The 13,750-nt window shown below is 57.6% G+C and carries 10 protein-coding genes; 3 read left to right on the top strand and 7 right to left on the bottom strand.

Annotated elements, in window-relative coordinates:
- Positions 1-29: 29 nt before the first annotated feature.
- Genes murF through mraZ form a run of 6 tightly spaced genes read right to left on the bottom strand, consistent with a single transcriptional unit; the run spans position 30 to position 6,574 of the window.
- Complete coding sequence (gene murF, locus Q1B21_RS02910; protein ID WP_299885668.1) at positions 30-1,424, bottom strand: UDP-N-acetylmuramoyl-tripeptide--D-alanyl-D-alanine ligase; 1,395 nt, start codon at positions 1,422-1,424, stop codon at positions 30-32.
- Positions 1,421-2,902, bottom strand: coding sequence for a UDP-N-acetylmuramoyl-L-alanyl-D-glutamate--2,6-diaminopimelate ligase (locus Q1B21_RS02915; protein ID WP_299885670.1), 1,482 nt, complete (start codon positions 2,900-2,902; stop codon positions 1,421-1,423). Before Q1B21_RS02915 ends, murF begins: the two co-directional genes overlap by 4 nt.
- Positions 2,903-2,924: 22 nt before the next feature.
- Positions 2,925-4,712, bottom strand: a complete 1,788-nt coding sequence (locus tag Q1B21_RS02920; RefSeq protein ID WP_299885673.1) for a penicillin-binding protein 2 — start codon at positions 4,710-4,712, stop codon at positions 2,925-2,927.
- Positions 4,709-5,077: a cell division protein FtsL gene (locus tag Q1B21_RS02925; RefSeq protein WP_120635996.1), complete on the bottom strand. Its 369-nt coding sequence runs from the start codon at positions 5,075-5,077 to the stop codon at positions 4,709-4,711. Before Q1B21_RS02925 ends, Q1B21_RS02920 begins: the two co-directional genes overlap by 4 nt.
- Positions 5,074-6,066: a 16S rRNA (cytosine(1402)-N(4))-methyltransferase RsmH gene (gene rsmH / locus Q1B21_RS02930; protein ID WP_299885675.1), complete on the bottom strand. Its 993-nt coding sequence runs from the start codon at positions 6,064-6,066 to the stop codon at positions 5,074-5,076. Before rsmH ends, Q1B21_RS02925 begins: the two co-directional genes overlap by 4 nt.
- A gap of 4 nt (positions 6,067-6,070) precedes the next feature.
- Complete coding sequence (gene mraZ, locus Q1B21_RS02935; RefSeq protein ID WP_298933230.1) at positions 6,071-6,574, bottom strand: division/cell wall cluster transcriptional repressor MraZ; 504 nt, start codon at positions 6,572-6,574, stop codon at positions 6,071-6,073.
- Between the two features lie 909 nt (positions 6,575-7,483).
- Here mraZ and Q1B21_RS02940 point away from each other — a divergent pair.
- Positions 7,484-7,708: a DUF1127 domain-containing protein gene (locus Q1B21_RS02940; RefSeq protein ID WP_299885677.1), complete on the top strand. Its 225-nt coding sequence runs from the start codon at positions 7,484-7,486 to the stop codon at positions 7,706-7,708.
- 403 nt (positions 7,709-8,111) lie between these two features.
- Here Q1B21_RS02940 and Q1B21_RS02945 read toward each other — a convergent pair whose 3' ends face one another.
- Positions 8,112-10,511 (bottom strand): ATP-dependent helicase, encoded by a 2,400-nt coding sequence (locus Q1B21_RS02945; RefSeq protein WP_299885679.1) that lies wholly within the window; start codon positions 10,509-10,511, stop codon positions 8,112-8,114.
- A gap of 188 nt (positions 10,512-10,699) precedes the next feature.
- Here Q1B21_RS02945 and Q1B21_RS02950 point away from each other — a divergent pair, with 188 nt between their 5' ends.
- Both Q1B21_RS02950 and Q1B21_RS02955 read left to right on the top strand, forming a co-directional pair.
- Complete coding sequence (locus tag Q1B21_RS02950) at positions 10,700-12,490, top strand: diguanylate cyclase (RefSeq protein ID WP_299885681.1); 1,791 nt, start codon at positions 10,700-10,702, stop codon at positions 12,488-12,490.
- Positions 12,491-12,529: 39 nt separating this feature from the next.
- Entirely contained in the window at positions 12,530-13,666 is a 1,137-nt protein-coding gene (locus tag Q1B21_RS02955; protein ID WP_299885683.1) for an alpha-hydroxy acid oxidase, read from the top strand.
- Positions 13,667-13,750: the final 84 nt, after the last annotated feature.

Below are 13,750 nucleotides of genomic sequence, written 5' to 3' on the forward strand. Positions count from 1 at the left end.
ACCTTTCTCAAACGCGTTTCACGGGTGGGTTACACATCAGGCGCGCCCCCTTGCCCCATTTTCCGCAAACCGTCAACAATCCGTGCCAATGCCATGCTGAGAGACCCTTTGGCCAGAACCGCATCGCCGGGCCGGATCACGTCCGGCAGATGCGCCGCCATCTCATCGCTGGTTTCAAACCACAGCCCGCGCCGACCTTCCGGCAACGCCTGATACAGGGCCTGCATCAACGGGCCGATGCAATGTACCTGATCAATATGCGCCATGGCGCCCACGCCTGCCACGTCGGCATGCATCGCCTGTTCTTCTGGGCCCAACTCTTTCATATCGCCCAGAAAAGCGATCCGTCGTGTGCCTTGAACCGCGGCAAGAACATCAAGGGCCGCTACCAGCGATGTGGGGTTGGCGTTATAGCTATCATCCAGCACTTCGATTTGCCCGCCTTTAGGCAGTGCGATGATCTCGCGCACCCCGCGCCCTTGCACCGGTGACCAGAGTTTCAGACCAGCGATGGCCCGATCAATACCGACACCCAATTCACGGCAAGCAGCCAAAGCGCCGAGGGCATTCATCGCAAAATGCGTGCCCGCCGACGCCACGTCATAGGCAAAAGTTTTTCCGCCTAGTGTCGCCACAGCGTGAATCGAGTCTGATAATTGCTCGACATCCGTCAAAACAAAATCTCGGGCTGCACGGCCGAAATCGACTGTTTTCGCACCCAGCGCCTGCGCGTGTTGGCGCAGAATATCAGCATGTTCGATATCTGCATTGACGACAGCGGTGCCGCCTGCGGTCAATCCGTCGAAGATCGCTGCTTTTTCATGAGCAATACCAGCAACCGAGTCAAACGCCTCCAGATGCACGGCGGCAACCGTTGTGACCAGCGCGACATGAGGGCGGGCTTGTCGCGCCAGAGGCGAGATTTCACCCGGATGGTTCATGCCGATTTCGATCACGGCATACTCGGTCTGCCGGGGCATCCGGGCCAGTGTCAGAGGAACACCCCAGTGGTTGTTGTAGCTGGCAACGCTGGCATGCGTGCGGCCTTGTGTCGATAGAATCGCAGCCAACATTTCCTTGGTCGAGGTTTTGCCGACACTGCCGGTTACCCCGATAACTTTTGCCGCTGTTCTGGCCCGGGCAGCCTGTCCCAATGCCTCTAGCCCGGCCTGCACGTCTTTCACGATCAACAAGGACGCATCTTCAGAGACACCTTCTGGAATACGCGAGACCAGCGCAGCGCCTGCGCCTTTTTCAAGCGCCTGTGCAACAAAATCATGCCCGTCACGTGCCGCCTTGAGGGCCACGAAAAGATCACCAGGCCGCAGCGTGCGCGTATCGATGGACACACCGTTTGCCACCCAATCGGTGGTGGCGCGCCCTGCGGTTGCGCCGGCGGCCTCGCCTGCAGTCCAAAGGGTCATGCGACCCTCCCATCCAATGCTGCGACCGAGATACTGGCCTGTTCGACATCATCGAACGGCAGAACCTGATCGCCGACAATCTGGCCCGTTTCATGCCCTTTACCCGCAATCAACAACGCGTCGCCCGGTTGCAGGGCGTCAATGCCACGCAGGATGGCTTCGGCCCGATCAGCCACTTCAGTGGCTCCTGGGGCTCCGTCCATCACCGCAGCGCGAATTGTGGCCGGATCTTCGCTGCGCGGGTTGTCATCGGTGACAAAGACGATGTCGGCGTGATTTGTCGCAGCACTGCCCATCAAGGGGCGTTTGGTTGCATCACGGTCCCCCCCCGCGCCAACAATGGCGATCAGACGCCCTATCACATGCGGACGCAAGGCTTTCAGTGCCGTCGCAACCGCGTCCGGTGTGTGGGCATAGTCAACAAAGATGGCCGCGCCATTTTCGCGGGTTGCGGCCAGTTGCATGCGGCCTCGCACAGTTGTCAGATGCGGTAACGTTTCGAACACGCGCTCCGGGTCATCCCCGGCTGCAATCACCAACCCGCAAGCGAGCAGTATGTTTTCAGCCTGAAACCCACCGATCAGGTTCAGACGAGTCAGGAAGGTTTTGCCTTGCCAGGAAAACCGCAGATCTTGTCCTGTCGCGTCAAAACGCTGGTTCATCAGACACAGGTCTGCCTGTCCAAGCCCAACCGACAGCACCGATTGGCCGCGCGCTTCGGCGATCCGCCGCACCTGCCCGCCTTTCGGGTCACTCAGATTGATAACTGCGACACCGTCCTGTGGCAGAACCCGATCAAACAAACCCGCCTTGGCGTCGAAATACGCCTCGAACGTTTCGTGATAGTCCAGATGGTCCTGCGTGAAATTCGAAAACCCGGCTGCGGCCAACTGCACGCCGTCAAGGCGGCGTTGTTCAAGACCGTGGGAAGACGCTTCCATCGCGGCGTGGGTTACACCATTATGGGTCGCTTCAGCCAAACATCGATGCAGAGTGATCGGCTCGGGCGTTGTGTGGGCCAGCGGTGCGGTCCAAGCTCCTTCCACCCCGGTTGTGCCAAGATTGACGGCAGCATGGCCCAGCTCGGTCCAAATTTGACGCACGAATGTTGCGACGGATGTCTTACCGTTGGTGCCGGTGACGGCCACAATGGTCTGCGGTTGCGCCCCGTACCACAGCGCGGCACATCCGGCCAAGGCCTGCCGGGGGTCTTCGGTCACGATCAGGGCCACATCCGAGGCCGACAGATCAGTCGCGGCGATTTCGGCGCCCTCGGCATCGGTCAAGATCGCAGCTGCGCCCATACGCAACGCATATTGAATGAACTCTCCGCCATGAACCCGTGTGCCCGGAAGGGCCGCGAACAGGTAACCATCCTTGACCTCGCGGCTATCGACGGCCAGCCCGGTGATCGACGGGTTCGCACCCCCCCGCGCAGTCAGGGCCAGCTGGCTAAGTTTCTTTGACTGATCGCCCATAACCCACCTTCTGTCCAACAACCTAGTTCGAGGTCAGGGTTATAGCAGCGCCGGCTTCAGGCTCAAGCCGGGGACGCAAGCCCAAAAGCGGTGCGATCCGACCGATCAATTCGGCGGCGACAGGAACTGCAGTCCAGCCTGCCGTTCGGCGCTTTTCGCCGTAGGCCACGATGGACGGTTCGTCCAGTGTGACGATCAGAACGTATTTCGGATCGTAAGACGGGAACATCGTGGCAAAGGTGGCAATGACCTTATCGTCATAATACCCACCGCGGGGTTTCGGTTTGTCGGCAGTGCCGGTTTTGCCTGCAACGTAATACCCCGACACATCGCCAAAACTTGCTGTCCCTTCCGTGACGACCTTGCGAAGCATCTTCTGCGCCTGACGGGCCGTGTCCTGCGACATCACTCGCGGCCCATATTGCGGGCCATTTTTGCGCAAAATTGTCGGGCTTACATAGTGGCCGCCATTGGCGATGGCCGCATATCCTGCTGCCAAATGCATTGGGCTGGTCGACAACCCATGGCCGTAGGAGATGGTCACGGTGCTCAGTTCGCCCCATTTCTTGGGCTTAAGGGGTTCGCCACCTGCGGCTTCGACAATTTCGAACGGCGTAGGTTCGAACATACCAAGCGTTTCCAGGAAGGCCTGCTGCCGCTGCGCGCCGATCTGCAAGGCTAGGCGACCAGTGCCCCGGTTAGAGCTGTGCACGATCACATCAGCCACGCTGATTTTGCCGTAGTTCTTGCCGTTAAACTCACCAATCGGAAACCGGCCAATTTTCATCGGGCCCGAAGTGTCGATGATCGTGTTCGAATTCACCAGGCCCAGTTGCACCGCCTGCGCTGCTGTGAAGATTTTGAAGACTGACCCAAGCTCGTAAACACCCTGCACATAGCGGTTGAACAAGGGGCTGTCCGACGGATCAAAGCCCGAGGTTGGCGGGCGCGGACGGTCGTTGGGATCAAAGGAGGGCAACGACGCAGCCGAAACGACCTCGCCCGTATGCGCATTCATCAAAACAGCCGAGGCCCCTTTGGCGTTCATGATCTTCATGCCACCATACAGCACTTGTTCGACCGCGGCCTGAATGGTCAGGTCCAGCGACAGTTGCAGGGGTTTGTTGCCGTTGGCCGGGTCACGCAAATAGTCGTCGAACTTTTTCTCGACCCCGGCCACGCCGATGACTTCGGCCGCGCTGACGCCTTCGCGCCCAAACCCGGAACCACCTAGTATATGTGCCGCAAGACGGCCATTGGGATACAGGCGCATCTCGCGCGGGCCGAACAAGATGCCCGGATCGCCGATGTCATGTACCGCCTGCTTCTGTTCGGGCGAGATCCGCTTTTTGATCCAGATGAACTTGCGGTTGCCAGTGAAGTCCTTGATCAGGCGCTCTTTCTCCAGATCTGGGAAGATCGCGACAAGCTGGTCGGCTGCCGCGTTCGGATCGATCATCAAAGGCGGTTGAGCATAAACCGAGTAGGTGTCGAGATTGGTCGCCAGGATGCGCCCTTCACGGTCGACAATATTGGCCCGCTGCATGGCAATTGCGGCACCGGGCGCACTGGCCAGCGGTTCCTGGGCCTCGGATGTGGCAAGCATGCCCATGCGCACGCCCACAACGGAAAAGGCGCAGAAAAAGAACAGCCCAAGTACAAGCAGGCGCCCTTCGGCCCGGGCGCGTGCCCGGTCCTTCATATCTTCGTGGCGCTGGCGGATGTTTTCCCGTTCAATCGCCTTGGGGTTTTCGCCACGGGCGCGGGCATCCAGAACGCGGGCCAACGGGCGGAGTGGCGTGCGGGTCATGGGAACTGCACCTCGCCAAGGGCCTGAATGTCGGTGATTGCCTGCAGCTCGATCGGATCAACAATCGGCAGATCCGGGTCTTCGGCATAGGTGATCTGATCGGCCCGCCCGAACTGTTCAGAACGCAGCGGCAGCAGACCAAGGCGTTCGAAATTCAGATCCGCCAGTTCTCGCAGCCGATCAGGGCGGTTCAGGTAGGCCCATTCTGCGTTCAGCACGGCTAGCCGCACCTGTGCGGTGCCGATTTGTCGCTGCAACCCTTGGGTTTCTTTCAACACCTGCTGGGTACGGTAGTTTTCCTGATAGGCCCATAATGCCAATCCGAACACCGCCAGAGCAGTCAACACATACAAAAAACCCTTCATCTTGCCCTTCCCCCAAGTTGCGGCATGCCGATAGCGCGGGCATCGATTTCCCCCGCAGGGGCATCCGTGCGCACTGCAACGCGCAGCTTGGCCGAACGCGCGCGTGGATTGTCCTGCAATTCCTGATCATCCGGACCAACGGCCTTACGGGTTTTCAGGTGAAACTGCGGCTGTTCTTCTTTCATTTCAGGCGCATAACGATTGGCCCGGCCTGTTTTGCCCGCGCGCGACTGAAAGAACCGTTTCACCATCCGATCCTCGATGGAATGGAAGGTGACAACGGCCAGTTGCCCGCCGAGTTTCAACGCCCGTTCAGCCGCCATTAGGCCTTGAAACAGCTCTTCATATTCTGCGTTTACTGCGATGCGCAGGCCTTGGAAGCTGCGTGTTGCTGGGTGTGATTGCCCGGGTTTTGGGCGCGGCAGGCAGGACTCGATGATCCCGACCAATCGCAAGGTTGTTGTGATCGGCTCCTCAGCACGCGCTTTTACGATGGCTCTGGCGATGCGACGGCTGGCGCGTTCTTCGCCATAGTGAAACAGAATGTCGGCCAGCTGCGCCTCGGTCGCAGTATTGACCAGATCGGTAGCGCTGTCTCCATCCTGGCTCATGCGCATATCCAGCGGACCGTCTTTCATGAAGGAGAACCCGCGCTCGGCCTGATCCAGCTGCATGGAAGAGACCCCAAGATCCAGAACGATGCCGTCCAGATCATGGGCATATTCATCCATGCGCGAAAACACACCTTGCTGCATCACCAGACGGTCGCCATAGTCCCCGGCCCAATCGGCAACCATTTCAAAAGCCAGCGGATCGCGATCCACACCAATGACCTTATCCGCGCCAGCTTCAAGCAATCCGCGGGTGTAGCCCCCAGCACCAAAAGTACCATCCAACCAGATGCCTGAAACAGGGGCCACCGCAGCCAGCAAGGGGCGCAGCAAAACTGGGATATGTGGTTTATCCGAGGAGGGGGTCGCGCCGGCCATGCCGCTACGCATCCCCGGTGCCATCAAGGAACTGCAGCGGATCGAAATCTTCGGGCAGATCGTCCAGCCAATCTTCGGCTGCGGCCAGTTCCTCGGCCTCGTAGGTTTCAGGCTTCCAGATCTGGAATGTATCACCGGCAGCTATGAAGAACGCCTCATTCTCAAGATCGATCTTGCTGCGCAACTTGGCGGGCAGCACCAAGCGCCCGGTCTCATCCACATTGGTCGGGAACGACTGACCGTGGAACATGCGTTGCAACATCCGGCGCTGCATCGAGCCGCGCGGCAAGGCATCGATCTTGGCGTCAACCTCATCGATGGCCTGCATCGTATAACACTCAAGATATTTGCGGCGGTGGTCACCGTAGACAATCACCAGTTCAGGACTGTCTCCGGGCTGCCAATTGGGATCGGACGCTTCAAGCACACGGCGAAACGAGGCAGGGATCGAGACCCTGCCTTTTGTGTCCACCTTATGGTGGCTTTCACCTCTAAACCTGCGCGCCAAGACGACTGTCCCTTTCGCTTGCGCCCCACCAGAAAACTACGTTCCCCCGGAAGTAAAAACGGCGGGTTGATCTGCTGCCACTGATCAACCCGCCGCATTGACCCGCTGTGCGGGATGTCCAGCTGCACGCGCCACCTGGGGGGATGTCTGCTCGCCCGCGCGCCGGATCTCTTGATTGATGAAAGCGAGATGCCTGTATGAAACCTGATTATTTTTGGTTCGGGGTCGTTTGGCGCCCCTGCTGCCTCGTCCTCATCGGATGAATAAGGGATGCCATGGGAATTCATGGAAATCAACTAGTATTTTTAAACTAGGAACGACTCAAGCAGCGTAATACTGACATTCTTATCGTGAAAAACGCACCATGTACACACTATGTCGACATATCGATCTAGATAGACACAACATATGCGCAGATAGGTGGCTATCAAAATTTCCCATGATTTCCCGCAGAGATCAGACTTTAGTGCAAATACCTTTCAAACCTGCGGTGAGTTTCAGTATTTCGCTACGAATCACGCACACCCTGTAAGACAGGTCACATGCCTTTCACAAAGCTCAACCGACCCTCCCATGGTTTCCCATGTCATCGCCGCACGCGCACCAAACTCACACAGCAGGCAAACGATGGTTTCCCACCGCACAAATTTTAGAGTTGGGCGCACAAACATGAAGCATCCACTTGCGCTAACATTTTTTTGCAAATTCCTGACGCAAACCAGACGCGCGCCAAACCCATATTTTTAGGGCGAATTTCCAAATCAACACCCAACGAATTGATATCTATGCGTTTGCTGCATAGCAGCATTGACGACGCCAGCTATTGTGCAATTGCAGCATTCACCTATTTTCAGTCTCAAGCAAACGCCGGAACACACCGGCAACAACATGAGACATCGGGTTACGCACATGACAGTGGCAACCAATACTTCCGCGCTGAAAGGCGCATCCACAGGTGGGCTGAGCGCTCTGATCGAAGCAGCAAAAACGCGTTTTGATCGCTATCGCATGTACCGCCAAACGGTCAGCGAACTGGCATCTTTGTCGGATCGCGAACTGGCCGATCTGGGCCTGCACCGTTCGATGATCCGCCGCATTGCAATGCAAGCGGCCGAAGAAAACGCGGCGCGTTAAGCACCTGAAGAACAACCGAGATCAGGCCCTCCTCCTCCCTTTGGGTCTGTAATCAGCGGCGGCATCTCTCCTCCTCCCTGATGCTGCCGCATCTAATACCGGCCCTGATTGCCGGAACTTGATACATCGGGGCTCTCCTCCTCCCTGCCCTGATGTTGAAAGCGCGCGGCGACGTCTCCTCCTCCCTGATGTCGCCGCGTCTTCCCATACCGGGATCAAACCCGGGTTCGTATACATCGGGGCTCTCCTCCTCCCTGCTTCGATGTTAATAAGAACGGCGGTTTCCTCTCCTCCTCCCTGGAAACCGCCGTTTTTGATTTCCCCAACACGAAAAAAGCGCCACAGCCAGAGCTGGGCGCCTTTTGTAAAAAAGAGCATGTGCCGTCAGGCACATTCCATATGATTAAAACGGAACATCGTCCTTGGCGGACAAAAACCGAGAGACAACTTTCTTGGTGCCGGCCTTGTCGAAATCCACTTCGACCTTGTCGCCCTCGATCCCGATCACACCGCCATAGCCAAACTTTTGGTGAAACACCCGCTCGCCCAGTGTGAAACTGGCCACGGCAGTGGCATCGATCACCGTATTGCGGCTCTCTTTTGGTTGCGACATACCATACTGCCCTTGCCGGGCCTGCATTCGCCGCCAGCCAGGAGAGTTATAGACATTCGCCTCGGCCGCGCGGGTTTCGATTCCGGCTGTCGTCTGCCCCCCGCCATAAAGACCCGGAGGCGTCAGCACCTCTACATGGTCCTCGGGCAGTTCATCAATGAACCGCGATGGCATCGAGTTCTGCCATTGGCCGAAAACACGCCGGTTGGCGGCAAAAGAAATGGTACAGACCTCTTCGGCGCGAGTGATGCCGACATAGGCCAGCCGCCGCTCTTCCTCGAGGCCCTTGATGCCCGTCTCATCCATCGAGCGTTGGGACGGGAACAACCCATCCTCCCACCCCGGCAAGAACACGGCAGGGAATTCCAACCCCTTGGCCGCGTGCAGGGTCATGATCGAGACCTTGGCCCCATCCGAGTCCTGCTCGTTATCCATGACGAGACTGACATGTTCGAGGAACCCTTGAAGGTTCTCGAAGTTATCCAACTGGTTGACCAGCTCCTTAAGGTTTTCCAGCCGCCCCGGTGCCTCGGGCGTTTTGTCGTTTTGCCAGTGTCCAGTATAGCCGGATTCGTCCAATACGATTTGGGCAAGTTCGATATGTGTATGCTCGGGCGCGCCAAACCGCATCGGCGCGGTGCCATCGTCGATCACCGTCTCGTCGTCAAGTTCGATCCGGGGGCCCCGAGTCATTGCGTTCCAACGGGCCAGCCCGTCGATCAACTCGCTCAGCGCTTTACTGCCTTTCCCCTTGATCAACCCATTGTCGATCGCGATCCGAGCACCGTCGACCAAGGACACACCGTTTTCCCGTGCCGTCATCTGGATCGTCTGTTGTGCCTTGTCGCCCAGACCGCGCTTGGGCGTATTCACAATCCGTTCGAAGGCTAGATCATCCTCGGGGCTGACCACCAGCCGGAAATAGGCCATGGCATCACGGATCTCCATCCGCTCATAAAAGCGTGGCCCGCCGATTACCCTGTAGGGCAGACCGATGGTCAGAAACCGGTCTTCAAATGCGCGCATCTGGTGGGATGCGCGGACAAGGATAGCCATCTCGTCGAGATTCATCGGACGCACGCCTCGGGTACCACCCTGCATCGCGTCGATTTCCTCGCCGATCCAGCGCGCTTCTTCCTCCCCGTCCCAGTGACCGATCAGGCGCACCTTCTCGCCATTCTCCTCGGCGGTCCAAAGCTCCTTGCCCAAACGGCTTTCATTGCCTCGGATGACATTCGAAGCAGCCGCGAGAATATGTGGGGTCGAGCGGTAGTTTTGTTCCAACCGCACCACAAAAGCGCCGGGAAAATCCTTTTCGAACCGCAGGATGTTGCCCACCTCGGCCCCGCGCCAGCCATAGATCGACTGATCGTCATCGCCCACGCAGCAGATATTCTTGTGCCCGCCGGCCAGCAATCGCAACCAGAGGTACTGAGCGACGTTGGTATCCTGATATTCGTCCACGAGGATGTAGCGGAACCAACGCTGGTATTGTTCCAGCACATCCCCATGCGTCTGGAAGACTGTCACCATATGCAGCAACAGGTCGCCGAAATCGACGGCATTCAACTCGCGCAGGCGAGTCTGGTATTGGGCGTAGAGTTCAATGCCTTTGTGGTTATAAGCCCCCGCATCCGCAGTGGGCACCTTGTCCGGTGTCAGTGCGCGGTTCTTCCAGTCGTCGATGATGCCGGCCAGCGTCCGCGCGGGCCAGCGCTTGTCGTCGATATTGGCAGCCTGCACCAATTGCTTGAGCAGGCGCAGCTGGTCGTCGGTATCCAGAATCGTGAAGTTCGATTTCAGATCGACCAGTTCCGCATGGCGGCGCAGCAGTTTGGCGCTGATTGAGTGAAAGGTTCCCATCCACCTTACCGGCTCTTTCAATAGATAGGGATCGTCACGCAAACGATCCTGCATCTCGCGAGCCGCCTTGTTTGTGAAAGTGACTGCAAGTATTTGATCAGCCGCGGTTTTTCGCTTCGCTACCAGATGGGTTAAGCGCGACATCAGCGCTCTAGTTTTGCCGGTTCCCGCACCAGCCAACATGAGCACAGGTCCGTCCAATTGCTCTACCGCCTCTAGTTGGCTAGAGTTCAGAACCTTCAAATAGTCCCCGAACGACGGCACCGCCATTGCCCGCGCCGACAGCGATGCGCCCTCGAAGGCGTCCATTTCGTCAAAACTGCTCATGGCTGCAAGCTACGCCGGTTTGGTGACGAGGGAAAGAGTTTGTTCATGACTTGTTCACCTGAAATTCACCAATATGCCAAACCATTCAGCCAATTCGATTGAAACTGTCCGCGTCTAAAACGCCTGACGTTAACCCTCTGTCAAGCACTGCCCGACATTGTTGCGTTGGAGTTGGGAAGTGTCAGATCATGAATAGAAAACTATCAGAAACAACGCGACATAGACTGAAATGGGCCGGAATCAGTGCGATGCTGGTTCTCATGACCATCGCAGCCGGTTCGGGCATCTATCGTATTCCGGGCCCTTTGGTGGATCGGATGCTGCAGACCGATATTCTTCATTCCGCCGAGTTGTGGAAACGACGCGTGGTCTTTCACATGGGCAACGTTGAAGATGGCTTTCGAACCGGGCACCTGGACCCCCATGATCAGGAGTTTCTTGAAGCACTGCCGGAAGCGTCGGATGTCTATCGCTTCAAACTGTTCGACACCACCGGCCGGGTCATCTGGTCGACGCGTGGCCACGAGATCGGGCAGCTTGAAAGCGCCTCGTTCTTTCGCAACGATGTCGCACAGGGCATGATCCACTTTATTCACGAAACCTTGCCATTGTCCGAAATCGATGGGCTGGATCTACATGTCGAACACGCCAACAGCATCGAAATGCGCCACGTCGCCGAAGTTTTTGTGCCTGTGATGGTCAACGGGCGTTTTGTCGGCGCAATCGAATTCTTTACCGATTTCACCGACCTTCGCGCGACCTTTGTCAAACGGGTGCGGCTGTCTCTGATTGTCTTATCGGCTGTGGCTTTATGTGCGATGGCTGCGGTTTCTTTGGTGATCTACCAAACGAACCGATCGCGGATGTCGTCGTTGCGCAGCCGGAACACCAAGGAACGGGATCTGCTGAACGACCAGTTGCGGTTGGCGCGCGAAGTGCGCCTGTTGGGCGAACTTAACGAATGGTTACAATCAAGCCGCTCTTTGGAAGAGCTGTTTGATATGGTCGCGCGCTTCATGACACATATTCTGCCCGACGCTGAAGGCAGCGTTTATGTCTATTCGAATTCACGCGATGTGCTGGATGGCTGCGCGAGCTGGAATGGTGGCAGTCACAAAGCGCATATTCACCCCGAAGGATGCTGGGGCCTGCGTCGTGGCCGCACCTATGAGTTCGGCGCGTCCGAAATTGATTTCGTCTGCGAACATGCCGAACCGCATGATGGCAGGCCCTACTTTTGCTTTCCAATTCTGGCGCATGGTGAAACGGTTGGGCTACTGCATCTCCGGGCACAATCTTCGGAAGCGGAAGCGTTTCACGCCAGCAAAAAACTCGCTCAGATGTGCGCCGAGCAGATCAGCATGGCAATTGCCAATGTCCGGATGCGCGATCAGTTGCATGACCAATCGGTTCGCGACCCGTTGACCGGATTGTTCAACCGCCGCCATATGACCGAAAACCTGCGCAAGTCGATCAGCCGCAGCCAACAGACCGGCGCTCCGCTGAGCCTGATTGCGGTGGATGTGGATCATTTCAAAAAATTCAACGACACCCATGGTCATGATGCCGGTGACATGGTCTTGCGGGCGGTTGGTGCGGCGCTGGAACAAGGCTGTGACCGAGACGAGGTGGCCTGCCGCATTGGGGGTGAGGAATTCATGCTAATCCTACCGGACAACACGCCCGAAGACGCCGTGACGCGAGCGGAAAAATTGCGGCAGGCGGTCGAATCTGTCTCGGTCCGGTATGGCGAAAAATCCCTGCCACGCATCACGATATCCATCGGGGTGGCGCATTATCCGACCCATGGACATATGCCGCAGGACCTGATGCGCTCGGCAGATGACGCGCTCTATGCTGCCAAGGACAAAGGGCGCAATCAGATGCAGGTGGCGCGCGGGATTTCCCGCCACGAACATGCTGATCAACAGGCACGTAACGAGCTTGGAGCAGCGATCCCCCCTGCAAACGCGGCCTGACATCCTTGCCGAATCGCGCTGTAAGCCCGATCAAGCTGCATGGACCTGCACAGCACTTATCCCGGCATATCGGATCTGAAACAGCGCGCTAAACGACGACTGCCGCATTTCGTCTGGGAGTACATCGACAGCGGGACCGGCGCGGAAACGACCATACACCGCAACAGAGATGCGCTGGATCAGATCCGTTTCCCCCCCTCGATCCTGCATGGCGCGCTGGAGTTTGACACCAGCGCTCGGGTCTTGGGACATGACTATCCATTGCCATTTGGTATCGCACCCATCGGGATGTCAGGGTTAGTCTGGCCTGACGCGGAAGGCATATTGGCAAGGGCCGCAGCCGATTCTGGCATACCATACACATTATCAACAGTTGCCGGCCAATGCCCCGAAGATCTGGCGCCCCACCTTGGGGACAATGCCTGGTTTCAGCTGTACCCACCGAAAGACCCGGAAATTCGATCAGATCTGCTGAACCGGGCGTGGCAATCGGGTTTCCGAACCCTGGTTTTGACCGCCGATGTACCGGTAGCATCCCGTAGGGAACGGCAGACACGGTCCGGGCTGACGCACCCGCCGCAGATGACACCGCGACTGATGGCGCAAATCGCGCTAAGACCCGCTTGGGCTTTGGGTATGTTGCGGTACGGGGTTCCGCATATGCGGACGCTCGATAAATACATCGATGACAGCCAGAACCTGCCTCCGACGGCGCATATCGGATATCTGCTGCGCACCTCTCCGGACATGGACTATGTGAAATGGCTGCGTGATCACTGGAATGGGCCTTTTGTAGTCAAGGGCATCTTACGACCCGAGGATGCGGACCGCTTAGAACAAGCTGGTATCGATGCGCTTTGGGTCTCGAATCACGGCGGTCGTCAGTTCGATGCCGCACCCGCCAGCATCGAAGCGTTGCCCGCCATCCGCGCCGTCACCAATCTGCCGCTGATCTTCGACAGCGGGGTTGCAAGCGGGTTGGATGTTCTACGCGCACTAAGTAAGGGTGCCGATTTTGTCATGCTGGGCCGGGCATTTCTCTATGGAATTGCGGCGCTTGGTGCACGCGGCCCTGCGCATGTCATTGACATACTGAGACAGGACATGCTGGCCAATATGGGGCAAATGGGGATCGCAACACTTGCCCAATTTCCCTCGGGTCAATCAAACAATTGATGCTGCAGCGCGGCGTATGTAAAAGGAAAGCGCCTTAGGGCGGCGTTTGCGAGCGATAACATGCCGGTTCTACCCAGAACTACA

The sequence above is a fragment of the uncultured Ruegeria sp. genome (genome assembly GCF_947504215.1).
Classification (GTDB): domain Bacteria; phylum Pseudomonadota; class Alphaproteobacteria; order Rhodobacterales; family Rhodobacteraceae; genus Ruegeria.

Excerpts from the sequence above, each read along its gene's own strand:
- murF (WP_299885668.1), bottom strand. The coding sequence starts at position 1,424 with ATGACCCTTTGGACTGCAGGCGAGGCCGCCGGCGCAACCGCAGGGCGC.
- Q1B21_RS02915 (WP_299885670.1), bottom strand. The coding sequence starts at position 2,902 with ATGGGCGATCAGTCAAAGAAACTTAGCCAGCTGGCCCTGACTGCGCGG.
- Q1B21_RS02920 (WP_299885673.1), bottom strand. The coding sequence starts at position 4,712 with ATGACCCGCACGCCACTCCGCCCGTTGGCCCGCGTTCTGGATGCCCGC.
- Q1B21_RS02925 (WP_120635996.1), bottom strand. The coding sequence starts at position 5,077 with ATGAAGGGTTTTTTGTATGTGTTGACTGCTCTGGCGGTGTTCGGATTG.
- rsmH (WP_299885675.1), bottom strand. The coding sequence starts at position 6,066 with ATGGCCGGCGCGACCCCCTCCTCGGATAAACCACATATCCCAGTTTTG.
- Q1B21_RS02940 (WP_299885677.1), top strand. The coding sequence starts at position 7,484 with ATGACAGTGGCAACCAATACTTCCGCGCTGAAAGGCGCATCCACAGGT.
- Q1B21_RS02945 (WP_299885679.1), bottom strand. The coding sequence starts at position 10,511 with ATGAGCAGTTTTGACGAAATGGACGCCTTCGAGGGCGCATCGCTGTCG.
- Q1B21_RS02950 (WP_299885681.1), top strand. The coding sequence starts at position 10,700 with ATGAATAGAAAACTATCAGAAACAACGCGACATAGACTGAAATGGGCC.
- Q1B21_RS02955 (WP_299885683.1), top strand. The coding sequence starts at position 12,530 with ATGGACCTGCACAGCACTTATCCCGGCATATCGGATCTGAAACAGCGC.